We start from the raw sequence: 25,234 nt of genomic DNA, 5'->3' as shown, positions 1-25,234 counted from the left end.
TAACTAGTGGGTTAGTTGACTCTGCCGCGGTATAGGTAGAGGCAATGTTTTTCTTCTACTGCATATGACCGTGAGAATCGGCTGGTTAAAGCTGAAATGTATGTCAGTGGCAGACTGGAGGGCACCGGGCGGTACCGGTATGACAGCCTGGGACGGCGGGTGGCCAAGCGGGCTGAAATCAATGGTGAGGTTGAGCAGAAGCGCTTTCTCTGGCAAGGCATTGCGAATGCTGCACGCAGAGACGCCTGGGCAGAACACCTGTACCTGTACGAGCCGGGTAGCTATGGCCGTTGGCGCGGGTTGATCAGGCTGAAGGGTAAGAACAGAAGGTCTATTACTTCCATACGGATCAGATTGGTACGCCGTTGGAGTTGACGGACAGCAACGGCAAGATCGTTTGGCAGGCAACGTATCGGTCTTGGGGCGCGATAGAAAATTTGTCGATCAAACAGGTCAGACCAGAATCTGAGTTATCCAAGGCAGTACAATGAGGATGAATCCTGACTACATTATAATACCTTTCGGGACTATGACCCCGAGGTGGCGCTATTCATTACGCAAGATCCAATAGGCTTACTAGGTAGTTCAGACCTTTACAATAATGCGCCCAGTTCCTCGGGCTGGCTTGACCCATTAGGTTCGTGTGTCAGGACTAATGGTGTGACAGGGCCGGCAGGTCAACGCCTAAAAGCAACCGCAATCATCACTTTAAACGATGTGAATCAAGGTAGTGGAGCAACTAACGCCACGTCCAGAGCGTGGGCTCGAATGATGTGGAACTCTGATGATGATACAGTGCATTTAATTGGCAGGCTTTTAGATGGGGCAGTGGTAATGACGGCGTGCACCCTCTGTTAAAGGGGGCTAATCCTAGCCAATCTAAAGTATTTGAAGCGCAAATTGCTAATGTCATTAAGAAAAAATGGCGTTGTGGATGTAGAGCTAAACTTCGTGTATGGTAATAGTGGCAAGCGATCGACTTTCATAACCTATGACGCACATCGTCAAGGTGAGAATATCCTTGAAGGTGTTTTAGGGAATTAACATGACCAAGGAAAATGTAGTGATGACCCCTCCTGGTGAACTGATAGCTTTCATGAGGGAAATGAACTGCTGGGAGATTGAGTTTTTTGATCAGCGTAAAAAAAATCTGGCTCAGGGAGTAGAAGATCTTGAGCTAAAAGATAAATACGCAAGAAAGCTTGAAGAAATACTTGATAGATATTCAGTCAAGGATAAATTTAACTACGGGCGCCTCATGGATCTTGGGTGCACTAAGCCTGCCACTTATGATCCTGCGACTGATGAGTTAGAGCTTCTGGGTGGTGATGAAAAAATGCTGACAGTTCAAGTGCAGCAAACTAAAGGTGCTGAAACGTGCTCCAAGATGTATTTAGTGTCTAAAGGTGGCTACTGGAAAATAAAGAAAAAAGAAGTTTTAAGCTTTGATGATAGATGGCGTCGTTCTCCGCTGTAAGGATTCGTGCTTTTGGTTTGAAAGAAGTTTTAATCGGTTTGTTTGTTATGTGGTTTCGTTTATGTAATCGCCTGGGGAGAACTATCATCTTCTTGCAAATTCTTATTTTGTATGTGATCTGACTAGCGTAACTAATGCGCGTAATCAGACCATCCACGCTGGAGCGCAAGCCCGACGGCGAAGTGCAGCGCATCAGCCACCCGGACGTCACCACGGAAACCTTTACCTGCAGCGTCTACAGAGTCGCTACGAGTACGACAGGGCCATTCGCCTGACCGCGTTGGTCAACGAGAATAATTGGTTGTCGATGATGTCGAACTGAACAGGAGAGTGCAATGAATTGGCAGGCATTAGAGAGCACGGCTTTAACCTTGGTGACAAAAGCTCTGCAAGATTTGAGTGTGGAACATCCGGATGAGCAGTTCTACGCTTGCGCGCTTTATACGGATAGTAGCGCTATGACCATGGCGGTTGCGGTTAATTCCGTTGAGGCACTTGAGGAGAAACTTAAGGGGGAAGGTGAAGAAGAGCGTGAAGAGTTGATGCCCTACTATAAGTGGGCTTCTTCAGAATGGAAATACGAGGGGTGGAAGGGGGAGTATTTCAAAGATATTTGTAAGGACCTGAGAGAGGCAAGTGCCCGAAGCGATATCTTACGTTTTAAAGAAAGGCTGCTCTCGCTCATGGTTAATGTTTTAAGTTCTCTGCGTAGGGAAGGTTTCTTTTCATCCTTTAAGATTCAGGAGCCGATGCTATTTGTCACTGTTACGGATGATGATGGTGCAGAAGAGCTTGAAAATAAAACAGCTGAACTGCTCAACTCTTCGGAAGAATATAACTATTTTATCAGAAGATTTGATGGGTGAGCGCTGTTGCTGGGGCGCTTAATGGCGGGCGGGCTACACAAAATCGCGAGCATAGTATCGGGCATCAACATTCGGCTTTGTATTTGGTGAGAGCGCTCACGGCCGGCTGAGCGCGGTGATCAACCGCAACGGCGACCCCGTGCGCAGCTTCAGCAACGCCGAGGGCCTGATGGCGACCCACAACGCCCTGGACCTGGGCTGGCATTATCGCTGGGAAACCCAAGGCGGAAATGCCGAGCGGCCGGAGCTCCACACGCTGTGCGAGCGTGGAACCTGCCGGATGGGCGCAAGGTCAATCAGCCGTACTATGGCAGCGGTCACTTGCACCAGCTGAACCTGGATGGGCAGGTGACCAGTGACATGGAGCGCGACGACCTGCACCGGGAGGTGTACCTGTCCGAGCCGGGTAGCTATGCGCCGTTGGCGCGGGTTGATCAGGTTGAAGGGGGAAGGGCAGAAGGTCTATTACTTCCATACGGACCAGGTTGGTACGCCGCTGGAACTGACGGACAGAGACGGCACAATCGTTAAGGGCAGTATTTTGATAGTGAAATCAATCTTAACTATAATACTCTTCTTTATTATGGTCCTGAAACTGAGATGTTCATTACTTAGGAACCAATTGGGCTTGAAGGCGGTAGTAATTTTTATAAATATGGGCCGGAACCCACTGGGTGTGTTGATCCGCTAGGGCTGGTAAGCTGCAGGAAAGCCTTGCTGCCGCGCGCCATGACAGATTTGAGGGTTTAAAATGCTGGATTTTCAAAACCTGATTGATGAAATTGGGCGTGCGAACTTTTTTTCTAAGATGGGGGAGGTGGCTGATAAATTTGAAAATGTTATATATATAGAGAGCGTGTTTAAGGTCTTTGTTGAACCGGTAGAGGCTGAATTTCTTGGTGCTTATGAAGACCTTGAGTGGTTACCGACCACTCCCACTCAAGATGATCCGTTCAAGTTTTTTCCGAAGCCGCCTAAGGATTTGCTTGATCTTAGGCTTGGAGTAAGTAAAGCTGTACTGCAGTCGGTGAGGAATGTTCCCAAAGATAAGTTTTTGTCGGGTGCGCATGACTTTAGTGTGGCTGCTAGAAACGCGGCTTGTTTTGCGTTTCGCCAGTATGTCTCTGAGTGCTACTATGGGGAAGACAGTGTCTGGTTGAAGATGGTTGAGTTATATTGTTCTGGCAGATGGCCCGTTGGATATTCAAAGGATAAATTGATTGTTATCTAGATTGGTTTTTGGAGCGGGCGTTTGTAATGGGGGCTTTAGGTTGCTGGTGTTGGGGGGGGAACGTTTTCAATAGGTACATCCAAGTGTCTATGTTGACCCGCTGAGCTTTCATTTGGATCCGGCAAGGGAACACATAATGCGATTGCAACTTTGTACGACAGCAGCGGCAATGTGAAAGGCCACTGGTGTTTGGCAAAGTGGAAATATGTCGCCAGATGAGGCAGCAATAGGGGTTTCAAAGAACACCCTCGCTACTCATGCAGTATCTGGTTCTGGGGCGGTTAGGGATGTAGGGTTCTATGAATAATTTCGTCGCGTCAAGCATCGAGTGCTATGAAGAAAACGATGTTTTAGTGGTTGCCATTGGTGAGGGCGGTGTTGATCCTGTAAATTATCTGATAATGACTCGCTTAGATGATGAAGATAATTTGAGTGTTGATGATGGTATTGGGTTGCAAGTTTCGGGCGCAACCTATGAAATGGCGGGCGCTATAAAAAAATTAGTCTTGGAGGAAAGTGGTCTTAGGGTTGAGGTCAAGCCGCCGTTCATTGATAGCTTGGGTGGTTCAAGCATCCTTGTGAAATTTGATGAAGGAGTTTTAGAGCTGGCAGGGCGGATTTCTTCCTTGCGAGAAGCGTTGCAGGAACTTTTTAATGGTAGCGCAGTTGAGTTGGTTGTTTAGAATGGTTTGTCTTATGTGTTGAGCAACTAAATAGCGGTAAAATTTTGCTGTTAGGAGGTGGTCGTGATTCCTGATAAATTTAAGGATTTGCTTGGGATTTTAAAATCTAAGCTTGATATGGGGCTTTCTGAAAGTACAGGCATGCAGCGCATAACAAGCGAAGAAGTAAAATGGTCTAAGGGGCCAAGCCTTTCTATATTGCCTTATGGGTTGGAACTGGCTGGGGTGACTCCGTCTCCCATGCTAAGCGCTGAGCCAAAGAATAAAAAAAATTGCTTTAAGTTCTATTATTCTGAGCAGCATGGCCTTTGTAAGTCTGATATATATGGTGTGAACTCTACAGTAATAGAGACTGAGATATATCAGGTGGAGGGGCAGTCGACCTATTCAGTCCGCTTTGACGATGAAGGAAAGGCTATTAGGGCGTCTGGGGTCATATTTGAGAATCGAGTCCCAGATATATCATGCCGCCTGGAGGACGATGGTGAATATTGGTGCTATGAATATAGGTGTGAAGCAGCACGGATAGTATCAATGCTTGCTTATGCAAGCAATAGTGCTCCTGGTACAGAAATATTCATTGAGCGAGATGGCGAAAGCGTGGTTGGCTTGTATTTTTACGACAAAAATTCAAAAGTGCACCTTTACAAAGTCTAGCTGTCGAATTTATGCGTGATTGTTTGTTGTGTCTCAGGTGTAGAAGTGCCATGAAGAGGTTGCGGATGACGTCGCTTAAGGTTTATGAGTGGGAAGAAAGAATAAAAACAAGTTATAAAAAAATAAAAAGCGGGGATATATTTTGCTTCGCATTAGGCTCCAAAAAATATGGGGTTGGTCGCATTATGACCCCAAATAGCCTTGGCCATGTAGTGGAGATTTTTGACAAGGTTCTTACTGTTCCTGTGGTTGATTCAGTTTCTTTCGAGCGCTTGGGTGACCCTGTCATATTAGATTCTTATTCGCTTTTTGATCGTAAGGCTGAGGGTGACTGGAGAATTGTTGCTTACGAATCGGATTATAGGCCGTCAAATCAAGAGTCGGTGAGGTATGTGTACGGCGTGGCTGATAATGTGAGGCTTGTTGATATTTTTGATAATGAGACCTCTTTGACGGGAAGTAAGCGTGACTACCCGTCCTATTCCCCGATGGGCGACAAAGACGTGAAAGAAATGTTTCGGTATTTTGGCTGAAAATTTAAGTTAATCTTTAATGGTGTGTGTTCTTCTGACTCTGCTGCCTTTAAGTGGGCCCAGCAAAAGCGTTTAATTAAGTCTGTTGAGGGCGCCGTTGTAGGCGTTGTACGAAAATAGATTCTCCAGAATTTCCCTAATGGTATTTTCGAATGAATAATACTAAGCAACAAGTACCATCCCGGTTGTTCGCTTGAATTGAACAGCGGTAAACTCTCCAACTGCCTCGGCGTTAACGTCGCTGCTGGTAGTCTATGCTTACGATTCGATCCATCGTCGTCACCAGTACGACCCGACGGATAATCGCAACCTCAACTACTTGTAATTCGGCTGCGGGCATCTGCACCAGTTGAACCTGGGTGAACATCGTCCTACCCAATCATGCAAGCATTCACACCAATGCTTATAAGTAGATCGTCTGGACGATATAGATAAGAGTGGTGACTTCTTGAGCGTGTTGGATATGATCGATTCTGAAATTGCCCATGGAATATATTCTGGATTGGACAAAGCATGAATAACTTGAAAGATCTTGAAGGAAAATATTTAGATATTGAATCTCGAGCAGAGGAGGTCCTGTCTTCTTGTTTGTCTGAGGCTTTATCCAGAGCGAGAAAAATAGTAATAAGCAATGGGGCGTTATATAACGTCAGCCCATATGAGATCGAGCGGGCGGGCTTTAAGAAAGGGAAAGTTTTAAAAAAAATTCCAGTTCATATTAAAAATACTCATCTGTATCATTTGGATGAGTATGACAAGGTGATCTTTGTTGAGATTTATGGGCAGTCTGAAAATATCATCAATAAGGAGTTCTATCGCTATAGTGGCGAATGTATTGAACGGATCTGTTTTGCCAGTAGCGGAAAGCTCAGGAATGTTTCGACTTCATTGCTTGAAGAGGGCGCGGTGGTGAAAAGCATGAATTGGGGCCAGTACGGATGTAGTGAGTCAAATTATGTCTACGTTGATTCTCGCCTAGAAAAAATACATGTTCGGCAAAAAGAGCATGTTGAATCTGTATTTAGTGACTTCGACGTAAATTTCAAATATGAGTCCGGCGAGTTGGTGAGTATAATAAATGTCTTTCCTAATGGTTATGAAGAACAGCGATTTCCTTGATATAAATGCAAGGCCCAGACCTCACAGTTGCAGTGTACTTCGCGTGAGCAGCCGCCAGAACGCCAAGGGCCAGCGGCTTCGCTACGAGTACGACAAGGCCTTGCGCCTGGCCGCATTGGTCAACGAGAACAACGCCACGTACAGCCTTGCCTACGACGCTTCGACCAGCTGAGCGAAGAAGTGTCGGTGGATAACCTGACCCGGCGTTTCAGTTTCAACGTCGGTGGCCATCTCGCGCGGCTGTGCGCGCGACGCCTGTTCGGTGACCGCCAGTTGCGTTTCAAGCGACGCCTGGTGGAAAGCGCAGCGCCTTGCAACGGCCGCTGGATCAAGCGCCGGTGGAGCGGGTGTCGAGCTTGCACCTGAGCAGCTTGGCGACCACTGTGAGTGAAGTGCAGCGGGCCTTGGCACCATGAGTGCTTCTGCACGGGCCTTTTAACAGCACGAGGCTGCTCCAGGCATGGCCACTCTTGGCGCTCGGCAGGGGGGCGAGAGGTACGACCTGGAGTTCGTGTTTGTGTCGAGACCGGGCGCAGCCCCTGCGGCACTCAGTCTCAAACACATCCCACATCTCAAGCCATACGCTCGATCAGCGCCCACAACGCCGCATCATTGAAATCATCGACAACCAGCCTGGCTCCCGCTGCCAGCAACCGCTCCGGCGTCTGCGTCGTGGCCACGCCCACGGTAAAGATCCCCGCGCTACTGGCCGCGGCCGTCCCCGGCAATGAGTCCTCGAAGGCCAGCGCTTGCCCGGCCTCGGCACCCAGCCGCTGCAGGCCGGTGAGGTAGGGCAGCGGGTCAGGTTTGGGCCGTGCCAGCTCTTCGGCCACCAGCACATGTTCAAAGTGCTGGCCAAGGCCCATGGCGTTCAGCATGTGCTCGGCGTTCAGCCGCGGTGCGTTGGTCACCACACACATGCCGATGTCATGGGCCTGGGCATGCTCCAGCAGGCGCAACAGGCCCGGCATCGGTTCAAGCGACGGCGACATTGCGCGGAACAGCGCTTCCTTGCGGTCGGCCAACGCCTGGCACTGTTCGACACTGGCGCCGCTGAACAGCTCGGCGAACAGCTCGCCGTTGGCGCGGCCGCTGACCTGGGCATCGAACTGCGCCTGGCTCAGCTCGCGGCCATCGTGTTCACGCAGCAGTTGGCGAAAGGCCTGAAGGTGCAGGGTGTCAGTGTCGGTGAGGGTACCGTCAAGGTCGAACAGCAGGGCGGTCAGCATGGGATATCCAGATGAAAAAACACAAGCCAAGGGATCATAACCAAAGCTGACGACGAAGGGGGCTGTTCAGCGTGCTCCGAAAAGAGTACAAATGTGCTCCATGGACACTCTTACCCCCAAACGCCGCGCCATTTTCGAATTCATCCGTGAGCGTATTGCCGAGCATGGTCAGCCGCCGAGCCTGGCGGATATCGCCACGCGCTTCGGTTTTGCCTCGCGCAGCGTTGCACGCAAGCACATCACCGCCCTGTGCCAGGCCGGTTACATCGATGTCACGCCAAACCAGGCCCGGGGCATACGCCTGGCCGAACCACTGCGTCGACCAGAAATCCTCGAAGTACCCGTGCTGGGCCAGGTGGCGGCAGGTGCCCCCATCGGCCCGGACCTGGACATCCACGAGCAGTTGCTGCTCGACCCCAGCCTGTTCCGCCGTACCCCCGACTACCTGCTGAAGGTGCGGGGCGACTCGATGATCGGCGACGGCATCTTTGACGGTGACCTGGTCGGCATCCTGCAACAGGCCGACGCCCGCGACGGGCAAATCGTGGTTGCGCGCCTGGACGGCGAAGTGACCATCAAGCGCCTGCAACGCCAAGGCGGCACTTACCGGCTGTTGCCACGCAACCCAGCCTATGCGCCGATCGATGTGCAGCCCGAACAGGACTTTTTCATCGAAGGCGTGTTTTGCGGCTTGCTGAGGCGTGACTGATGGGCGCCGTGGTCGACCTCGACAGGCTGCTGGAACAGCGCCGGGTATGGCGCGGCCGGCAGGCCCAGGCGCGACCGCTCGGGCTGCAGCCCACCGGCCATGCGGCACTCGACGAACGTTTGCCGGAAGGTGGCTGGCCAGCGGCAGCACTGAGCGAGCTGTTGCTGGCCAACCCCGGCTGTGGCGAATTGCAGTTGCTGTGGCCAACCCTCGCCCGGCTGAGCGCAGAAGCCAGCAGAGTGGTGCTGGTGGCTCCACCTTTCATCCCCTATGCACCGGCCTGGCAGGCAGCGGGGGTGGACCTGCGCTGGCTGGTACAGGTGGATGCCGAGCCTGCCGATGCCCTGTGGGCTGCAGAGCAGTGCCTGCGCTCGGGCAGTTGCGCGGCGGTGCTGTGCTGGCCGGAGCGTGCCGATGACCGCGCCCTGCGGCGCTTGCAGGTAGCGGCCGAAACCGGGCAGGCACTGGCGTTCGCCTGCAGGCCGCAGCAGGCGTCGCACAACCCTTCACCCGCAGCGCTGCGCATTGCAGTCGACACACGCCCGGCGCAATGGCGCGTGCTGAAAAGCCGGGGTGGCATGCCTCCAGCGCTGCCTATTCCCTGCCCGGGGCGGGGCTGATGCACCATGCTCTGGGCCTGCATCCTGCTCCCGCAGCTTGCGCTGGACACCGTCCTGCGTGAGCGTGACGACCCTGACACGCCTTTGGTGCTGATTGGCGGGCCGACCCAGCGTCGCCTGTTGCAGGCAGTCAATCCGGCGGCCGCTGCACTGGGCCTGCGGGCCGGGCAAACCCTGACCGCAGCGCGTGCCTTGGCTGATGGCTTCACCTGTGTCGAAGCCGACCCCAAACGCATCGATCAGGTGCAGCAGCTGTTGGCGGCCTGGGCCTACCGCTTCAGCGCCCAGGTCAGCCTGCATTACCCACGGGCGCTGCTGCTGGAAGTGGGTTCCAGCCTGCAACTATTCGGGCCCTGGCCCTTGTTCGAGGCGCGTCTGCGTCAGGAGCTGGCAGAACTGGGCCTGCGTCAACGCATTGTCCTGGCCAGCAACCCGGTGGCTGCTCGCATGCTCGCCAATGGCCACGATGGCCTGGCCGTGGGCGATGTCGACGCCACCCGAGCGGCGCTGCTTGGCATGCCCATCACGCGCGTCGGCCTGCCGGCAGAGGCGGCCGAAGCGTTTGCCCGCATGGGCTTGCACCAGCTGGGCCAGGTTTTGGCCTTGCCGCGCGATACCTTGGCCAGGCGCTTTGCGGCCCAGGTGCAGCTGCACCTCGATCAGTTGCTCGGCCTGCGCAACCTGGGGCTGGATTTCTACCAGCCACCGGACCGTTTCGAAACCCGGCTGGAACTCAACTTCGACGTCGAGTCGCACCAGGCGCTGTTGTTCCCGCTGCGGCGCATGCTCAACGACCTTGCTGCCTTTCTGGCCGGGCGAGACTGTGGCGTGCAGCGCTTCTGCCTGCATCTGGAGCACGCCGAGGGGCCGGATACCCTGCTCAAGGTGGGCCTGCTGGCGGCGGAACGCGATGCTGCGATGCTGTTCGAGCTGGCCCGCGCGCGCCTTGAGCCGCTGCGCATACCCGCACCGGTGCGCAACCTGCGGCTGGTTGCCGAAGACTTGCCACCCTTCGTGCCACAGCATCAGGCGTTGTTCGACCCGCGGGCGCAACAGGCGCAACCCTGGGCGCAGTTGCGTGAGCGGCTGCGCGCCCGCCTGGGGGATGAGGCCGTCAAGGGGCTTGGCGCAGCAGCCGATCACCGCCCCGAATGCGCCTGGCACTTGGTAGAGCAGGGTGCCCAAGGCAACATGCCGGTTGCACCGGGCAGCCGCCCGGGCTGGCTGTTGTCGGCACCGATCGCGCTGGATGACGCCGCCTACCAGGTGCAGGGCTACGCCGAACGTATCGAATCAGGTTGGTGGGATGGCGGCGATGTGCGGCGCGACTACTACCGCATCGAAACCCGTGACGGCTTGCGCGGCTGGGCCTACCGCGACCTGAGCCAGGCTGGCCCGCTTTGGCTGCAGGGTTGGTTCGCATGAACACCCCGGGTTATGCCGAGCTGCATTGCCTTTCCAACTTCAGCTTCCAGCGCGGTGCATCGAGCGCCGACGAGCTGTTCCGGCGTGCGCGCGAGCAGGGCTACCAGGCGTTGGCGATCACTGACGAATGCACGCTGGCCGGTATCGTGCGCGCCTGGCAGGCAGCCAAGGTGCACCAGTTGCGGCTGATCGTTGGCAGCGAGGTGCAACTGTGCGACGGGCCCAAGCTGGTGCTGCTGGTCGAGAACCTGACCGGCTACCAGAACCTGTGCGCCCTGATCACCCGTGCCCGCCGGCGGGCAGAGAAGGGTGCGTACCAGCTGTTTCGTGATGACCTGTTGCTGCACCACCAAGGCCTGCTGGCCCTGTGGGTGGCCGCTGACAGTGGCGATACCGCTACCGGCGCGTGGCTGCGCAGTGTGTTCGCTGAGCGTCTGTGGCTGGCCGTGCACCTGCACCGGGGCAGTGACGATGCCATGCGCCTGCAACGGTTGCAGGCGCTGGCGGCTGATGTAGGCATTCGCACCGTGGCCTGTGGCGACGTGCACATGCACGTGCGTGGCCGCCGTGCCTTGCAGGACTGCATGACCGCCATCCGCCAGCATTGCCAGGTGAGCGAGGCCGGGCGCTTTCTGTTTGCCAATGGTGAACGGCACCTGCGCAGCCAGGCGCAACTGGCCGAGCTGTATCCGCTCGACCTGCTGGCCGAGACCCTGGTCATTGCCCGGCGCTGCCAGTTTGACCTGAGCGAACTGAGTTACCAGTACCCACGCGAACTGGTGCCCGAGGGGCATACCCCGGCAAGCTGGCTGCGCGAATTGTGCGAGCAAGGCATGCCGCTGCGCTGGCCAGGCGGGCCAAGTGGCAAAGTGCGGGATGTGCTTGCCAAGGAACTGGGGCTGATCGAAGAGCTGGGCTACGAAAGTTACTTCCTGACAGTGCACGACATTGTCGCCTTCGCCCGCAGCCAGCGCATCCTATGCCAGGGCCGGGGGTCGGCAGCCAACTCGGTGGTGTGCTTCGTGCTGGGCATCACCGAGCTTGACCCCATGAAACACCACCTGCTGTTCGAGCGCTTCCTGTCGCGCGAGCGCAACGAGCCGCCGGACATCGACGTGGACTTCGAGCACGACCGGCGCGAGGAGGTGATCCAGTATGTGTTCCGTCGCTATGGCCGACACCGGGCGGCGCTCACTGCGGTAGTCAACACCTACCATGCCGCCGGTGCGGTGCGGGATGTGGCGCGGGTGCTGGGGCTACCCACCGACCAGGTGGATGCCCTGGCCAAATGTTGTGGCCGCTGGAGCGATCGCATACCCGATGACCAGCGCCTGGCCGAAGCCGGTTTCGAAGCGGGCAGCCCTTCGCTGCGGCGGGTGCTGGTGCTGGCCAGCGAACTGATCGGCTTCCCTCGGCACCTGTCACAGCACCCGGGCGGTTTTGTCATCTCCCAGCAACCACTCGACCAGCTGGTGCCGGTGGAGAATGCCGCGATGCCGGAGCGCACGGTGATCCAGTGGGACAAGGATGACCTGGACATGGTCGGCCTGCTCAAGGTCGACGTACTGGCGTTGGGCATGCTCAGCGCCTTGCGCCGCTGCTTCGACCTGCTGCTACACCACCGTGGCCGGCACCTGACCCTGGCGACCATCCCCAGCGAAGACCCGGCCACCTACGCTATGATCAGCCGTGCCGAGACCATGGGCGTGTTCCAGATCGAGTCACGCGCGCAAATGGCCATGTTGCCGCGGCTGCGGCCCCAAAAGTTCTACGACCTGGTCATCGAGGTCGCCATCGTCCGCCCCGGGCCGATTCAGGGTGACATGGTGCACCCGTACCTGCGCCGGCGCTTGAAGCAGGAGCCGGTGACGTATCCGTCGCCGCAACTGAAGGAAGTGTTCGAACGTACCTTGGGCGTGCCGCTGTTCCAGGAGCAGGTGATGGAACTGGCGATGGTCGCGGCCGACTATACCCCGGGCGAGGCTGACCAGTTGCGCCGCAGCATGGCAGCCTGGAAGCGCCACGGCGGGCTGGAACCGCACCGCGAACGGCTGGTGCAGGGCATGTTGCGCAATGGTTACACGCTGGCGTTTGCCGAGCGCATCTTTGAGCAGATCAAGGGGTTTGGCAGCTATGGCTTCCCTGAGTCGCATGCGGCCAGCTTTGCCTTGCTGTGCTATGCCAGCAGTTGGCTGAAGTGCCATGAGCCGGCGATTTTCACCTGTGCGTTGGTCAACAGTTGGCCGATGGGCTTCTACAGCCCTGATCAGCTGCTGCAAGAGGCTCGCCGCCAAGGTATCGAGGTTCGGCCGGTTGATGTCTGCCACAGCGACTGGGACTGCACCCTGGAGCCTGATGCTGAAGGCACCCTGGCCATTCGCATGGGGCTGCGGCTGGTGCGTGGCCTGGCCGAAGCCGATGCCAGGCGCTTGCAGCAGGCGAGGGCGCAGCGGCCGTGGCGCAACGTCGAAGACCTATGCCTGCGCGCCGGCCTGGACGCTCGGGCCCGTGCCCGCCTGGCTGATGCCGGGGCGCTGCGCGCCTTGGCCAGCGATCGGCATCAGGCGCGCTGGCAGGTGGCGGCGGTGCAGCCGCAGCTACCGTTGTTCGCCGATGTGCAGGCCTTGCCTGAAGAAACGGTGCAATTGCCCGTGCCAACCGTGGGCGAGGACCTGATGGCCGATTATCAAACCCTCGGCACTACGCTTGGCCCACATCCACTGGCCCTGTTGCGCGCTCGTCTGAGGGCACTGGGGTGTCGCAGCTCCAGTGAATTACAGGGTGTGGAGCATGGCGACAACATTGCTGTGGCCGGGCTGGTGGTGGGCCGGCAACGGCCTCAAACCGCCAGCGGTGTGACCTTCGTTACCCTGGAGGACGAACATGGCATGGTCAACGTGGTGGTGTGGCGTGCGCTGGCCGAACGGCAGCGGCGGGCGCTGGTGGGTTCGCAGTTGCTCAAGGTCAGTGGGCGGCTGGAGCAGGAGAATGGGGTGCGGCACCTGATTGCTCGGCGGTTGGAGGATGTGAGTCCGCTGCTGCAAGGGCTGGATGTGCGCAGCCGGGATTTCCACTGAAACCCCAACGTTCGGTACTTGCACAGTTCCCTGTGGTAGCGGGCGAGCCCGAGCAGCAGCCACCGCGTTGCAGGGCACCGGCCTTGCCGGTGTTCGCGGGCATGCCCGCTCCCACAAAGGTCGCGTCTTGGGCCAGATTGCGCTTGGCGAACGGCAGCGGCGGGCGGTGGTGACGCAGTTGCTCAAGGCTTGCTCAACGCTCGGTACTTGCGCGGTCTCCTGTGGGAGCGGGCGAGCCCGCGAAGCAGCCACCGCGTTGCATGGCACCGGCCTTGCCGGTGTTCGCGGGCATGCCCGCGCCCACAGAGGCCATCTACTGGTCCAGCTTGTGCTCGCCGGTTACACCATCGCCAACCGTTGCTTGTGCGTCGGTGCAGGGAACGCCTTATCGATCGCCCGCAGGTCTTCGCTGGTCAAGGTCAGCGCTCCCGCTGCTGCATTGAGCCGCACGTGCTCGGGCGCCACCGCCTTGGGGATGGCGATCACGCCGTCATCGCGGGTCACCCAGGCCAGGCTGACCTGGGCCGGTGTGGCGCCATGACGCTCTGCGATTTCCGCCAGTACCGGGTGCTGCAACAAGCGCCCGGCCTGAGCCAGCGGGCAGTAGGCCATGGTTGGCAAGCCACGTTTTTCGCACCACGGTAGCAAGTCGAATTCGATGCCACGCTGGGCCGGGTTGTACAACACCTGGTTGGTTGCACAATCAGGGTTGTGCAGTTCGCGCAAGTCGTCGACATCGAAGTTGGACACGCCCCAACGCTTGATCTTGCCTTGCTCGCGCAAGCGCTCGAAGCCTTCGACGGTTTCCTCCAGCGGGTGCTGACCACGCCAGTGCAGCAGGTACAGGTCGATGCAGTCGGTGCCCAGCCGGGTGAGGCTGCGTTCGCAGGCAGCCGCCATGCCGCGCAGGCCGGCATTGTGCGGGTAGACCTTGCTGACCAGAAATACCTGGTCGCGGCGCCCGGCAATGGCTTGGCCAACGACCTCTTCTGCCCCACCTTCGGCATACATCTCGGCGGTGTCGATCAGGTTCAGGCCCAGCTCGATGCCCTGTTGCAGCGCCGCGACTTCGGCAGCCTTGCGACCTGGGTCTTCGCCCATGTACCAGGTGCCCTGGCCGATCGCTGGGACGCTCGTGCCTGCCAGTGTTACGTAACGCATGTCACCTCCGGGATGCGGGTATTGGAAAGAAGAACCTCAAGCAGTGCTTGCGCTGCGGTGGAAAGCTTGTGCTCGCTGAGGGCAATCACGCCGATGCGCCGCTCGACAGTGGGCTCGACCAAGGTTACGCAGCGGGCACCCAGTTCCTGCATCTGGTTGATGCACAGCGCCGGAACGGCACTGACCCCCAGGCCGCTGGCAACCATGCGGCCAATGGTCGTCAGCTGGTGGCTTTCGAACGCGACTGCCAGCTTGCCGTGGCGGGCCGCCACATTCTGCTCCATCAGCAGGCGCACCGCTGAAGGGCGCTGCAGGGCCACGAAATCTTCGGCCATCAGCTGTGCCCAGCTGACCTGGGGCAGCAGTGCCAAGGGTGAGTCGGCGGCCACTACCGCAACGAAGCGGTCCATATACAACGGATGGAAGTCCAGCCCATCGATGTTATCCGGCTCGAAGCCGATGCCCAGTTCGACGCGACGATGGCGTACCAGTTCCTGTACCTGTTCGTTGATCACGTCGTGCACCGTGACGTTGACCTTGGGGTAGCGCTGGCGAAACACCTTGAGTGAGTGGGGCAACAGGTTGCCGGCAAAAGCCGGCATGGCCGCCACCGACACGCGGCCCAATTGCAGGGTAAAGCGCTGGCGCAGCATCTCTTCGGTGTCGTCCCAGTCGGCCAGCAGGCGGCGTGCCAGCGGCAGCAGCACTTCGCCTTCGGCAGTCAGGCTGACGCTGCGCGTGGTGCGGCTGAGCAGGGCGCCGCCGAGGTTTTCTTCCAGCGCCTTGATGGTCAGGCTCAGTGCCGGTTGCGAAACGTGCAGGTGTTCACCGGCCTGGGCAAAGCTCTGGTACTTGGCCACGGCGACAAAGGCGCGCAGTTGTTTGACGTTCATGTCGGGCCTGTCGTTTGTTTTGTAAAAATTATCAATCGATGACGAAAACAAAATTAACAAATCAGTCGCTTGCGGTGAAGATGTCTGCACACGCTCACCGACAGCCTCGTCGGTTAAACAACTACAAAAGGCGGATCAGCATGGCCGGACTGGACAAGCGCGTTGCAACCTATGAACAGGCCCTCGAAGGCCTGAGCGACAACATGACGGTACTGGCCGGTGGTTTCGGCCTGTGCGGCATCCCGGAAAACCTTATCAGCGAAATCAAGCGGCGTGGCGTCAAGGGCCTGACCGTGGTTTCCAACAACTGCGGTGTCGACGGTTTTGGTCTGGGCGTGCTGCTGGAAGACCGACAGATTCGCAAGATGATCGCTTCCTATGTGGGCGAAAACGCCGAGTTCGAACGCCAGTTGCTCAGTGGCGAGCTGGAAGTGGAGCTGACCCCACAGGGCACCCTCGCCGAAAAAATGCGCGCAGGTGGTGCCGGCATCCCGGCGTTCTACACCGCCACTGGCTATGGCACCCCGGTTGCCGACGGCAAGGAAGTCCGCGAGTTCAAGGGCCGCAAGTACATCCTGGAAGAATCCATCACCGGTGACTTCGCCATCGTCAAGGGCTGGAAGGCCGACCACTACGGCAACGTGGTTTACCGCAACACTGCGCAAAACTTCAACCCGCTGGCGGCCACCGCCGGCAAGATCACCGTGGTCGAAGTGGAAGAAATCGTCGAGCCCGGCGTGCTGCTGCCAAGCGAAATCCACACCCCGGGCATCTACGTGGACCGTGTCATCGTCGGCACCTTCGAAAAGCGTATCGAAAAGCGCACCGTCAAGGCCTGAGCGCCATCCAACAGAACAACAAAGAGATCCTGACCATGGCACTGACCCGCGAACAGATGGCGCAACGCGTTGCTCGTGAACTGAAGGACGGTTACTACGTCAATCTGGGCATCGGCATCCCCACTTTGGTGGCCAACTATGTACCCGCCGACATGGATGTGATGCTGCAATCGGAAAACGGCCTGCTCGGCATGGGCGAGTTCCCGACCGAAAGCACCCTCGATGCCGACATGATCAACGCCGGCAAGCAAACTGTCACCGCCCGCCGCGGCGCCTCGATCTTCGATTCGGCACAATCGTTCGCCATGATCCGTGGCGGCCACGTCGACCTGACTGTACTGGGCGCTTTCGAGGTGGACGTGCAGGGCAATATCGCCTCGTGGATGATTCCGGGCAAGCTGGTCAAGGGCATGGGTGGGGCCATGGACCTGGTGGCCGGCGCCGAGAACATCATCGTCACCATGACCCACGCCTCCAAGGACGGCGAGTCCAAGTTGCTGCCGCAGTGCAGCCTGCCGCTGACCGGTGCTGGCTGCATCCGCAAGGTGTTGACCGACCTGGCCTACCTGGAAATCGAAGACGGCGCCTTCATCCTGCGCGAGACCGCACCTGGGGTCAGCGTCGAGGAAATTATCGAGAAAACCGCCGGCAAGCTGATCGTGCCGGATGATGTGAAGGAAATGACCTTCTAAGGCATGACGTGATCTCACCCTGTGGGAACGGGCTTACCCGCGAATGCGTCGGTACATAGACCGCCGCATTCGCGGGTAAGCCCGTTCCCACAGGTTTTTTGCGTTGCCTGGCAATACCGCTTCATCTCATAAAACCAATAAAAGGAATTCACCGTGGCCGCTGAAATTCAAGACAGCCGCTCCGCGCGCTTTGCCTTGCGCTGCTCCAACTGGGCTGAACGCTGGTTCCCCGACTCCTGGGTGTTCGCCGCGTTGGCGGTACTGCTGGTGTGTATTGGCGCACTGGCCATGGGCGCCAAACCGACCGACACCGCCAAGGCTTTTGGCGACGGTTTCTGGAGCCTGATACCGTTCACCATGCAGATGGCCTTCGTGGTCATCGGCGGTTATGTGGTGGCCAGCTCGCCGCCCGCCGCGAGGCTGATCGATCGCCTGGCGCGCATCCCCGGCAATGGGCGCTCGGCAGTGTGCTGGGTAGCACTGATCTCGATGCTGGCCTCCTTGCTCAACTGGGGGCTGTCGCTGGTGTTTGGAGGCTTGTTGGTACGCGCCCTGGCGAGGCGTACCGACCTGAAGATGGATTACCGCGCAGCGGGTGCGGCGGCTTATCTGGGCCTGGGTGCGGTGTGGGCGCTGGGCCTGTCATCCTCGGCGGCGCAGTTGCAGGCCAACCCGGCCAGCCTGCCACCTTCAATCCTGTCGATAACCGGGGTGATTCCGTTTACCGAAACCATCTTTCTCTGGCAGTCCGGCGTGATGCTGGCGGCGCTGGTGGTGGTCTCGCTGGTGATCGCCTACGCCACCGCGCCGGGCCCGAACAGCGCACGTAGCGCCGAAGACTGCGGTGTCGACCCCAGCTTCACAGCGCCACCCGCCACGCAACGCACGCGCCCGGGGGAGTGGCTGGAACACAGCCCGATCCTGATCCTGCTGTTGGTGGCCTTGGCTGCTGGCTGGCTCTATCAGGAGTTTGCGACAAAACCCGCGATTACCGCCATCTCGGGGCTCAACACCTACAACCTGTTGTTCATCATGCTCGGTGCTTTGCTGCACTGGCGCCCACGCAGCTTCCTTGACGCGGTGGCGCGTGCGGTACCGACCACCACCGGTGTGCTGATCCAGTTCCCGCTGTATGGTTCGATCGCCGCCATCCTCACCCAGGTGAAGGGAGTCGATGAACAGACGCTGGCCCACCATATTTCACTGTTCTTCACCCAGATTGCCACCCACGACACGTATGCCGTGCTGATGGGCGTGTATTCCGCGGTGCTGGGCTTCTTCATCCCTTCAGGCGGTGGCAAGTGGATCATCGAAGCCCCTTACGTGATGCTGGTGGCCAACGACCTGCAGTACCACCTGGGGTGGGCGGTGCAGATCTACAACGCGGCCGAAGCCTTGCCGAACCTGATCAACCCGTTCTACATGCTACCGCTGCTGGGCGTGCTGGGGCTCAAGGCGCGCGACCTGATCGGGTTCTCGTTCGTGCAATTGCTGGTGCATGTGCCGTTGGTGCTGGTGTTGCTGTGGGCGTTGGGTACAACGCTGCAGTACGTACCGCCAGTGATGCCTTGATTCAAGGCCTCTGCAGGCTTGGCGTCAGCTATTAGACGCGTATCATGGCTGCCTCAGCCTGGGAAACCCGCGTCACATGTCTATCCGATTGAAACTGCTGCGTAAGAAACTGGGGATGACCCTGGAAATGCTGGCCGAAAAGACTGGCATGACCAAAAGCTACCTGTCCAAGGTCGAGCGGGGCCTCAACACGCCCTCGATCGCTGCGGCGCTGAAACTGGCGAGGGCGCTGAACGTCAATGTCGAAGAGCTGTTCGCCGAAGAACAGGCCGGGCAGAGCCGCTACAGCCTGGTGCGCCATACCGAGCGCCAGGCCTTGGTTGGCGATGGACAAGGGCCGGGGTACGCGGCCCTCACCAGTCAGGTTGGCCAGCGCAGCCTGCTGCCGTTTCTGATCCAGCCGCCGTCCGAGTTCAGCGACCCCACGTTCAAGGAACACCAGGGCGAAGAGTTCCTGTTTGTTCACGCAGGCCAGGTGGAAGTGGATTTCATGAGCGAGCGGGTAATGCTGGAGCAGGGCGACGCCCTGCATTTCAATGCCCAGACGCCGCACCGGCTGCGCTCGGTAGGTGTTACTCCAGCGCAATTACTGGTCGTGGTTCACCACGCGGACGAATGAATACGTGGGGGGGCAGGTATGCCCCCGCGTATTCTCAGCTGTGAAACGCCAGATTCATCGCAGCAGCCCTCCCTTGCATAATCTGCATGTCGTTTTTTTGACGAAAGCACCCATCGCCCATTGAATTTTATTATGGTGTCGGATCATTGACGTAGTGTCATTGTGCCCATAAGCTCAAATCAACAACGAAACAACCCCGCAACACCGCGCCAATAACTAATTGATTTTCCTGTTTTTAGGAGGGGAGTATGCGCTCGACTCTGATAATCAAATCGATGTTCTTGCTGGTGATGCTAAGTGGTGCTGCCCGTGCGGCAGATTCGTATATCAATCAGAACAGTATCATTCCTGTTTCAACTGCAGGCTGGTTCTTTGCCTTTGCTGTCGTCGGTTTTGTTGCTGTTGCCAACCGCAGAAAGATCTGAACCGGACACCTTGTACCCGAAGTGACTGCCCATTGCCGAGAGGCCACAGGCATGGCTTGTGAATTCTCCAACCGTTGCTATATTCCCAGTAGCCCGTAAGGGCCAACGTTTACAGAACGTTGCAGCCCACGTCTACAGCGTCAAGGTAAGGGCCTCCAGGAAGGTCGAGGCCATCGCGGCAGCTGTGCGCCGTGAAGCGGAGCGAGAGTTGGTGTGTTGTTCTCATTCAGTGCTCTTTGTCGGGCCATTTGGCCGGAGGGACCCTCATGGTGCGTTCAATATTTGCCGCTTTGTGCATGCTGACGGTGGGGTCCGGCGCCGCTAACGCCGACCAGAGCGGTGCTCCCTACCTGCTTAGCCCCGGCGATGTGGTGATGGTTTCGGTGTGGCAGGAAGACAGCCTGCGTCAAGAAGCCACCGTACTGCCCGATGGCAGTATTACCTTCCCCCTGGCCGGGCGCATCAATGTTGCCGGGCTGGACGTGACGGCAGTCGAAAAGCAGGTCGCTGCCAAACTCGAAAAATTCCTCCCCGACCCTAACGTCAGCGTTGTCGTCAAAAGCATTGCCGGCAATATGGTCTATGTCCAAGGCAAAGTGATCAAGCCCGGGCCTGTGCAAATGGCAGGCCCCACTGCGGTATTGCAGGCGCTGAGCATGTCAGGTGGCCTGGACAAGTTTGCTGACGAAAGCGAAATCAAGGTGGTCCGCGGCACGGGTGCTTCCCAAAAGATCCTGCCCGTGCGATATAAGGACCTGGTGTCTGGCCGGGACATGTCCACCAACATCCAACTCCAGGCTGGCGATACGCTGGTCGTTCCTTGATCTTGCCTTTTAATAAGAACATTTAATGCCTCTTCTTAGAACAACTCGCATTGCAACGGCAATCTTGGTCTTGCCGTTTACGGACGCGGTACTGGCGGCAAATTGGCAGTCTACGGTGGTGGTACCGACATCCGTCGAATACGACAGCAACCCATTGCTGCTGACCTCGGGGGAAAAGGGCATAACGCGCACGATCATCGCGCCGGATTACACCCTGATCGGCACTTTTGACCGTGACGAATTGAGGTTGGGGCTTGGCATGCATGTGCTGCGCTCGTCCGATACGGATATCGTCGATGACCGTGAAGATCCTGATATCAGCCTGGGCTGGCAGCGCACCACCGAGCGGGGGCGTTTCGGCCTGGTGGCGCGCTACAACGAGAGCTCGACGTTGTCGGGGACAGTACTGGATACCGGGGTGATTACCACCGACGGTACGCAGAAGCTTTACACCTTGACTGGCAACTGGAGCCAGGCGGTGACCGAGCGCAGTACCTTGAGCAACGAAACCACCTACAACCGTGCCCGTTACGACATCAGCACGCTGACGGGCTACGACGAACTGGCGAACGTCTTTACCTGGACTTACGCCTGGAACGAGCGGGCTGATCTGTATACCCGTTTTGGTGCCCGGCGCTATGAGCCCGAACAGGACCTTACCGCGACCGCTTCCAACAGCTACACCCCGGCAGTCGGCGTCAAATACCAGCTTGCCGAAGGCTTTAGCGCCGATGCCCATATTGGCGTCAACCAAGTGTCAGGTGACGGCGGCGGCCGACGCGGGGAGGGTGGGGTTGCGTTGCTGTACACCGGCCCGCGTGCCGATGCCAGCCTCACAGCCGAGCGCAGCACGGTGGCCAGTGCCGAAGGCGGCTTCGCCGAGCTGGACCAGGTGCGGGGTGTGTGGAGCTATGCGTTGACCGAGTTGTCCCGGGTGGGCGCGGACGCCGCGTGGCAAGACAGCAAAGGGCAGTCGCCCAACACGCTGCAGACTTACAGCGTATGGGCCAGCCGCCAGTTTTCGCCTTACTGGGACCTGCGCCTGTCGCTGATGTACAAAGAACGGCAGCAGGACCATGTACCGGATGCGACCGCTACGATCGTTGGTTTGACGTTGACGTACAGGTACCCCGACATCTGAACTTCAAGGTGGCCCTATGAAGTCTGACTACGAGCTCTCCCTCAGAGATTACATCGCCATTATCAAGGACAGGGCCCTGGTGTTAGGGGTGAGTGCCGCAGTCATTCTCGCCGCGACCGTGGCCGTCGCGTTGATGGTGCCGCCGATCTACCAGTCGACCGGCACCATTCTGGTGGAGTCGCAGCAGATTTCACCCGAGCTGGTGTCGACCAACACCACCACTTTTGCCGATGAGCGCATCGAGGTGATCCGCCAACGGGTGATGACCCGCGAAAACCTGCTGCGCATCATCGGCAAGTATGACCTGTTCGCCGACAAGCGCTTCAGCGAAAGCGACAAGATCGACCAGATGCGCAACGCGATCGTGGTCCAAACCCTTACCACCTACGTGCGTGGACGTGGTGAAGCGACCGTGGCGTTCACTGTGTCGTTCGAGCACAAGCAGGCACAAGTGGCCAAGGAAGTCGCCGACGAACTGGTGACGCTGTTCCTCAACGAAAACCTCAAGCAGCGCACCGAGCGGGCCAACGAAACCACCGAATTCCTCACCCAGGAAGCCAACAAGCTGGGCGCCGAGCTGGCCAGCCTGGAAAACCAGTTGGCCGATTTCAAGCAGGCCCACGCCAATGCCTTGCCCGAGCACCAGACCCTGCGCATGAACATGCTGTCGCGTGCGGAGCTGGAATTCCGTGAGGTCGACCGTGACTACAAGGCTGCCCAGGAAGAGCTGCGCTACCTGGAGCTGGAACTGTCTGCGGCCAATGCAGGCCTTGCCACCAAGGCTGCCGAAGGCACCCGATCAACCCGTGCCGACCAGCCCGAGGACCTGCCAAGCCTGAAAGCCGAATACGCCCGGCTGCTGACCCGCTACAAGGACGCCCACCCGGATGTGGTGGCGATCAAACGCAAGATCCAGGCGCTCGAAGCCAGTGGTGGTCGCACTGCGGCAGCGTCCACGGTCAGCCTCGACGTGGCCCGTGTCCGTGCCAAGATGAGCGCCGCCCAGGTGCGTATCGCCTCGCTGGCAGAGCAAAAGCGCGAGCTGACCCGGAAAATGGAAGGGTACGAGGCCGAGATCCTCGAGGCGCCGCAGGTCGAGCGTGGCCTGGTGACCTTGATGCGTGACCACGACAACGCGCGCAAGAAATACGAAGAGATTCGTGCCAAGGAAATGGGCGCAAAAATTACCGAAAGCCTCGAGCAGGAAAACAAGGCTGAACGCTTTGTGCTGCTGGAGCCTCCGCTGTTGCCCGAGAAGCCGATCAAGCCCAACCGCAAGAAAATCGCCGCGCTGGGCCTGGTGCTGGCGCCAGCTGGTGGCGGTGCGCTGGTGATGCTGCTGGAAATGCTCAATCAGCGCGTGCGCGGCGTTGGCGCCCTGGAAAGCCTGCTGGGCAAACGGGTGCTGGTGGCACTGCCCTATATCGATACCCGAGCCGACGTGGCCCGACGCAAGCGCTGGCGCAATCGCCTGATCCTGGCGGCACTGGCGCTGGCAGCTATCATGATAGGGCTGGTGCACGTGTTCTACATGCCACTGGATGTGCTGTTGTACAAAGTCATGTCTCGGTTTGTATAGGGAAAGCAGTGATGGACAGGATCAAGCCGGCTGTTGGCAACAATATTCATCAGGTTACCCCAGGTACTCCCCAGGCACTGTCTCCCGCCCCCGGTACGGCGCTGGCAGAAGTGCCGGGTCAGTTCGATTACGTGAACACCAAGGTGGTACCGCTGCGTGCAGACCACCTGGAGCGCAACCGCATCGTCGCGTACAACAAGAACTCCAACATGAACGGGCCGATCGACCTGTTGCGTACGCAGGTGCTCAGGGCCATGGACGAGAACGGCTGGCGTACCTTGGCCATCACCTCGCCAACGCCTGAAGCGGGCAAGACAATGCTGGCGATCAACCTGGCCATGAGTATTGCCCACCACACCACCAAGACTGCGTTACTGGTGGACTTCGACCTGCGCCGGCCCAAGGTCGGCAGTTACCTGGGGCTGCCCATGGAGCAGGCACTGAACGAGTTTCTGACGGACAAGGCCGAGCTGCAGGACTGCCTGGTCAACCCGACCTTGCCGCGCTTTGTGGTGCTGCCGACGCGGGTACCCGTCCCCCTGTCGACCGAGATGCTGTCCTCGCCCAAGGTGAACAACCTGATTGGCGAGTTGCGCAACCGCTACGAGTCGCGCATCTGCATTTTCGATTTGCCACCGCTGCTCAGCTCGGACGATGCAATCACCGTGATGCCCAAGTTTGATTGTGTATTGCTGGTGGTGGCCAACGGGATGAACAACAAAAAGGAAATCGAGGATTGCCTGCATCACCTGGCCACGGTGAACCTGATCGGGACTGTGTTGAACAAGGCTGACGAACAGCCGCGGACCTATTACTGATACTGAGCCTTCTGGCCGTCCGCCTGTAGGTGCAGCCTTTTGCTGCGCCTACAGGGAGCGAAACCAACTCAGCGCTCCCAGGGATACTGCAACTCCCACTGCCACGCATGCCGCACAATCTCCTCCAGCGAAGCGAACGCCGGGCGCCAGCCCAGCACCTGGATGGCTTTGCTCGCATCCGCCACCAGCCGTGGCGGGTCGCCCGCGCGGCGCGGTGCGTCAAGGGTACTGATCTGCCGCCCGGTCACTGCCCGGGCCGTATCGATCACCTGCTGCACCGAAAAGCCCAGGCCATTGCCCAGGTTGAACGCGGCACGTTCGCCACCGGCCCGTAAATAATCCACCGCCAGCGCATGGGCCGCCGCCAGGTCTGCCACATGCACGTAGTCGCGTATGCAGGTGCCATCCGGTGTGTCGTAGTCACGACCGAACACTGTCACCGCCTCGCGCCGACCCGATGCAGCCTGCAGGATCAATGGGATCAGATGGGTTTCCGGGTCATGACGTTCCCCGAGCTGACCTTCTGGGTCAGCGCCCGCGGCATTGAAATAGCGCAGGCATACCGACTTCAAACCATAGGCCCGGTCAAAGTCCTCAAGAATCTGCTCGACCATCCATTTGCTCAACCCGTACGGGTTGATCGGTACCTTGGTGTGCGCTTCATCGATCGGCACGTACTGTGGGTTGCCATATACGGCGGCACTCGAAGAAAACACCAGGTGCCTGATGCCGGCATTGACCATGGCCTGCAGCAGGGCAAGGGTGGCTGCGACATTGTTCTGGTAGTACTTGCCAGGCGCGGTGACCGACTCGCCCACTTGAATGAACGAGGCGAAGTGAAACACTGCATCGAAGCGACAAACGCCAAACAGCACGTCCAGCGCGGCTTCGTCGGCGATATCGAGCCTGGCCCACTGGATGCCGGGGCCAGGTGAGACCAGGTCCGCCACCAGCACGTCATGGCCGGCGGCGAGCAGGTGCTTGACCATGTGTGAGCCAATGTAGCCCGCACCACCCACAACCAGATATTTCATCCCCACCTCCT

General features: G+C 58.3%; 23 protein-coding genes and 6 pseudogenes. 25 read left to right on the top strand and 4 right to left on the bottom strand.

The annotated features are described in order from the left end of the window. Positions 1–96: 96 nt before the first annotated feature. From GST84_13600 to GST84_13540, 13 genes and pseudogenes are all read left to right on the top strand, one after another. A pseudogene (locus GST84_13600) lies at positions 97–858 on the top strand (type IV secretion protein Rhs). Between the two features lie 238 nt (positions 859–1,096). Continuing rightward, positions 1,097–1,477, top strand: coding sequence for a hypothetical protein (locus tag GST84_13595; GenBank protein ID XGB15765.1), 381 nt, complete (start codon positions 1,097–1,099; stop codon positions 1,475–1,477). Positions 1,478–1,812: 335 nt separating this feature from the next. Further along, entirely contained in the window at positions 1,813–2,343 is a 531-nt protein-coding gene (locus tag GST84_13590) for a DUF4303 domain-containing protein (GenBank protein XGB13347.1), read from the top strand. A 97-nt stretch (positions 2,344–2,440) separates the two neighbouring features. After that, a pseudogene (locus tag GST84_13585) lies at positions 2,441–2,569 on the top strand (RHS repeat protein). Positions 2,570–2,736: 167 nt separating this feature from the next. Further along, positions 2,737–2,958: pseudogene (locus GST84_13580) on the top strand (hypothetical protein). Positions 2,959–3,094: 136 nt separating this feature from the next. Next, entirely contained in the window at positions 3,095–3,574 is a 480-nt protein-coding gene (locus tag GST84_13575; GenBank protein XGB13346.1) for a hypothetical protein, read from the top strand. A 108-nt stretch (positions 3,575–3,682) separates the two neighbouring features. Then, positions 3,683–3,793: pseudogene (locus tag GST84_13570) on the top strand (hypothetical protein). An 80-nt stretch (positions 3,794–3,873) separates the two neighbouring features. Next, on the top strand, positions 3,874–4,257 hold the full coding sequence (locus GST84_13565) for a hypothetical protein (protein XGB13345.1): 384 nt from the start codon (positions 3,874–3,876) through the stop codon (positions 4,255–4,257). Between the two features lie 63 nt (positions 4,258–4,320). Further along, complete coding sequence (locus GST84_13560; GenBank protein ID XGB13344.1) at positions 4,321–4,914, top strand: hypothetical protein; 594 nt, start codon at positions 4,321–4,323, stop codon at positions 4,912–4,914. Positions 4,915–4,979: 65 nt separating this feature from the next. Then, positions 4,980–5,447, top strand: a complete 468-nt coding sequence (locus GST84_13555) for a phosphotriesterase (GenBank protein XGB13343.1) — start codon at positions 4,980–4,982, stop codon at positions 5,445–5,447. Positions 5,448–5,960: 513 nt separating this feature from the next. Continuing rightward, positions 5,961–6,566, top strand: coding sequence for a hypothetical protein (locus GST84_13550; protein ID XGB13342.1), 606 nt, complete (start codon positions 5,961–5,963; stop codon positions 6,564–6,566). 9 nt (positions 6,567–6,575) lie between these two features. Then, positions 6,576–6,809 (top strand): annotated as a pseudogene (locus GST84_13545) (sugar-binding protein). A gap of 65 nt (positions 6,810–6,874) precedes the next feature. Next, positions 6,875–6,982 (top strand): annotated as a pseudogene (locus GST84_13540) (IclR family transcriptional regulator). Between the two features lie 156 nt (positions 6,983–7,138). On the opposite strand, the gene GST84_13535 reads toward GST84_13540, so the two are convergent. Continuing rightward, positions 7,139–7,795, bottom strand: a complete 657-nt coding sequence (locus tag GST84_13535) for an HAD-IA family hydrolase (protein XGB13341.1) — start codon at positions 7,793–7,795, stop codon at positions 7,139–7,141. Between the two features lie 100 nt (positions 7,796–7,895). On the opposite strand from GST84_13535, the gene lexA reads away from it, so the two are divergent. The 4 genes from lexA to dnaE are packed head-to-tail and all read left to right on the top strand — an operon-like array spanning position 7,896 to position 13,626. Continuing rightward, positions 7,896–8,504: a repressor LexA gene (lexA, locus tag GST84_13530; protein XGB13340.1), complete on the top strand. Its 609-nt coding sequence runs from the start codon at positions 7,896–7,898 to the stop codon at positions 8,502–8,504. Further along, positions 8,504–9,124: a translesion DNA synthesis-associated protein ImuA gene (gene imuA, locus GST84_13525; GenBank protein XGB13339.1), complete on the top strand. Its 621-nt coding sequence runs from the start codon at positions 8,504–8,506 to the stop codon at positions 9,122–9,124. The genes lexA and imuA overlap by 1 nt, the downstream gene beginning before the upstream one ends. A 6-nt stretch (positions 9,125–9,130) precedes the next feature. Continuing rightward, on the top strand, positions 9,131–10,549 hold the full coding sequence (locus GST84_13520) for a DNA polymerase Y family protein (GenBank protein ID XGB13338.1): 1,419 nt from the start codon (positions 9,131–9,133) through the stop codon (positions 10,547–10,549). Next, positions 10,546–13,626 (top strand): DNA polymerase III subunit alpha, encoded by a 3,081-nt coding sequence (dnaE, locus tag GST84_13515; protein ID XGB13337.1) that lies wholly within the window; start codon positions 10,546–10,548, stop codon positions 13,624–13,626. The genes GST84_13520 and dnaE overlap by 4 nt, the downstream gene beginning before the upstream one ends. Before the next feature lie 339 nt (positions 13,627–13,965). Here the strand turns inward: dnaE and GST84_13510 are convergent, their stop codons facing one another. Together GST84_13510 and GST84_13505 are read right to left on the bottom strand one after the other, a co-directional pair. Then, positions 13,966–14,787, bottom strand: a complete 822-nt coding sequence (locus GST84_13510; protein XGB13336.1) for an aldo/keto reductase — start codon at positions 14,785–14,787, stop codon at positions 13,966–13,968. Beyond that, positions 14,775–15,680, bottom strand: coding sequence for a LysR family transcriptional regulator (locus GST84_13505; GenBank protein XGB13335.1), 906 nt, complete (start codon positions 15,678–15,680; stop codon positions 14,775–14,777). The genes GST84_13510 and GST84_13505 overlap by 13 nt, the downstream gene beginning before the upstream one ends. A gap of 140 nt (positions 15,681–15,820) precedes the next feature. Here GST84_13505 and GST84_13500 point away from each other — a divergent pair, with 140 nt between their 5' ends. The 8 genes from GST84_13500 (at position 15,821) to GST84_13465 (ending at position 24,189) form a co-directional block, all read left to right on the top strand. Beyond that, positions 15,821–16,519, top strand: coding sequence for a 3-oxoacid CoA-transferase subunit A (locus GST84_13500; GenBank protein ID XGB13334.1), 699 nt, complete (start codon positions 15,821–15,823; stop codon positions 16,517–16,519). Positions 16,520–16,554: 35 nt separating this feature from the next. Beyond that, on the top strand, positions 16,555–17,211 hold the full coding sequence (locus GST84_13495) for a 3-oxoacid CoA-transferase subunit B (protein ID XGB13333.1): 657 nt from the start codon (positions 16,555–16,557) through the stop codon (positions 17,209–17,211). 153 nt (positions 17,212–17,364) lie between these two features. After that, positions 17,365–18,783 carry a TIGR00366 family protein gene (locus GST84_13490; protein ID XGB13332.1) on the top strand — a complete coding sequence of 473 codons (1,419 nt, stop codon included), beginning with the start codon at positions 17,365–17,367 and terminating at the stop codon, positions 18,781–18,783. Positions 18,784–18,859: 76 nt separating this feature from the next. Then, the gene (locus tag GST84_13485; GenBank protein ID XGB13331.1) at positions 18,860–19,402 is read left to right on the top strand and encodes a helix-turn-helix domain-containing protein; all 543 of its coding nucleotides are present in this window, start codon (positions 18,860–18,862) and stop codon (positions 19,400–19,402) included. A 691-nt stretch (positions 19,403–20,093) separates the two neighbouring features. Next, entirely contained in the window at positions 20,094–20,651 is a 558-nt protein-coding gene (locus GST84_13480; GenBank protein ID XGB13330.1) for a sugar ABC transporter substrate-binding protein, read from the top strand. A gap of 25 nt (positions 20,652–20,676) precedes the next feature. Further along, positions 20,677–21,792 carry a hypothetical protein gene (locus tag GST84_13475; protein XGB13329.1) on the top strand — a complete coding sequence of 372 codons (1,116 nt, stop codon included), beginning with the start codon at positions 20,677–20,679 and terminating at the stop codon, positions 21,790–21,792. A gap of 16 nt (positions 21,793–21,808) precedes the next feature. Then, a complete protein-coding gene (locus GST84_13470; GenBank protein ID XGB13328.1) occupies positions 21,809–23,371 on the top strand; it encodes a lipopolysaccharide biosynthesis protein in 1,563 nt (520 codons plus the stop codon). 11 nt (positions 23,372–23,382) lie between these two features. After that, a complete protein-coding gene (locus GST84_13465) occupies positions 23,383–24,189 on the top strand; it encodes an AAA family ATPase (GenBank protein ID XGB13327.1) in 807 nt (268 codons plus the stop codon). A 68-nt stretch (positions 24,190–24,257) separates the two neighbouring features. Here GST84_13465 and galE read toward each other — a convergent pair whose 3' ends face one another. Continuing rightward, positions 24,258–25,223, bottom strand: a complete 966-nt coding sequence (gene galE / locus GST84_13460) for a UDP-glucose 4-epimerase GalE (protein ID XGB13326.1) — start codon at positions 25,221–25,223, stop codon at positions 24,258–24,260. Between the last annotated feature and the right edge of the window lie 11 nt (positions 25,224–25,234).

The sequence above is a fragment of the Pseudomonas putida genome, from assembly GCA_041879295.1.
Classification (GTDB): domain Bacteria; phylum Pseudomonadota; class Gammaproteobacteria; order Pseudomonadales; family Pseudomonadaceae; genus Aquipseudomonas; species Aquipseudomonas putida_Y.
This window is presented reverse-complemented; position numbering and strand designations above follow the sequence as displayed.

What these genes read in the sequence shown, in the direction of transcription:
- imuA (XGB13339.1), top strand. Translation starts at nt 8,504, where the DNA reads ATGGGCGCCGTGGTCGACCTCGACAGGCTGCTGGAACAGCGCCGGGTA.
- GST84_13485 (XGB13331.1), top strand. Translation starts at nt 18,860, where the DNA reads ATGTCTATCCGATTGAAACTGCTGCGTAAGAAACTGGGGATGACCCTG.
- lexA (XGB13340.1), top strand. Translation starts at nt 7,896, where the DNA reads ATGGACACTCTTACCCCCAAACGCCGCGCCATTTTCGAATTCATCCGT.
- GST84_13550 (XGB13342.1), top strand. Translation starts at nt 5,961, where the DNA reads ATGAATAACTTGAAAGATCTTGAAGGAAAATATTTAGATATTGAATCT.
- GST84_13510 (XGB13336.1), bottom strand. Translation starts at nt 14,787, where the DNA reads ATGCGTTACGTAACACTGGCAGGCACGAGCGTCCCAGCGATCGGCCAG.
- GST84_13505 (XGB13335.1), bottom strand. Translation starts at nt 15,680, where the DNA reads ATGAACGTCAAACAACTGCGCGCCTTTGTCGCCGTGGCCAAGTACCAG.
- dnaE (XGB13337.1), top strand. Translation starts at nt 10,546, where the DNA reads ATGAACACCCCGGGTTATGCCGAGCTGCATTGCCTTTCCAACTTCAGC.
- GST84_13470 (XGB13328.1), top strand. Translation starts at nt 21,809, where the DNA reads ATGAAGTCTGACTACGAGCTCTCCCTCAGAGATTACATCGCCATTATC.
- GST84_13555 (XGB13343.1), top strand. Translation starts at nt 4,980, where the DNA reads ATGACGTCGCTTAAGGTTTATGAGTGGGAAGAAAGAATAAAAACAAGT.
- GST84_13595 (XGB15765.1), top strand. Translation starts at nt 1,097, where the DNA reads ATGAGGGAAATGAACTGCTGGGAGATTGAGTTTTTTGATCAGCGTAAA.
- GST84_13500 (XGB13334.1), top strand. Translation starts at nt 15,821, where the DNA reads ATGGCCGGACTGGACAAGCGCGTTGCAACCTATGAACAGGCCCTCGAA.
- GST84_13565 (XGB13345.1), top strand. Translation starts at nt 3,874, where the DNA reads ATGAATAATTTCGTCGCGTCAAGCATCGAGTGCTATGAAGAAAACGAT.
- GST84_13465 (XGB13327.1), top strand. Translation starts at nt 23,383, where the DNA reads ATGGACAGGATCAAGCCGGCTGTTGGCAACAATATTCATCAGGTTACC.
- GST84_13575 (XGB13346.1), top strand. Translation starts at nt 3,095, where the DNA reads ATGCTGGATTTTCAAAACCTGATTGATGAAATTGGGCGTGCGAACTTT.
- galE (XGB13326.1), bottom strand. Translation starts at nt 25,223, where the DNA reads ATGAAATATCTGGTTGTGGGTGGTGCGGGCTACATTGGCTCACACATG.
- GST84_13495 (XGB13333.1), top strand. Translation starts at nt 16,555, where the DNA reads ATGGCACTGACCCGCGAACAGATGGCGCAACGCGTTGCTCGTGAACTG.
- GST84_13520 (XGB13338.1), top strand. Translation starts at nt 9,131, where the DNA reads ATGCTCTGGGCCTGCATCCTGCTCCCGCAGCTTGCGCTGGACACCGTC.
- GST84_13535 (XGB13341.1), bottom strand. Translation starts at nt 7,795, where the DNA reads ATGCTGACCGCCCTGCTGTTCGACCTTGACGGTACCCTCACCGACACT.
- GST84_13475 (XGB13329.1), top strand. Translation starts at nt 20,677, where the DNA reads ATGCCTCTTCTTAGAACAACTCGCATTGCAACGGCAATCTTGGTCTTG.
- GST84_13590 (XGB13347.1), top strand. Translation starts at nt 1,813, where the DNA reads ATGAATTGGCAGGCATTAGAGAGCACGGCTTTAACCTTGGTGACAAAA.
- GST84_13480 (XGB13330.1), top strand. Translation starts at nt 20,094, where the DNA reads ATGGTGCGTTCAATATTTGCCGCTTTGTGCATGCTGACGGTGGGGTCC.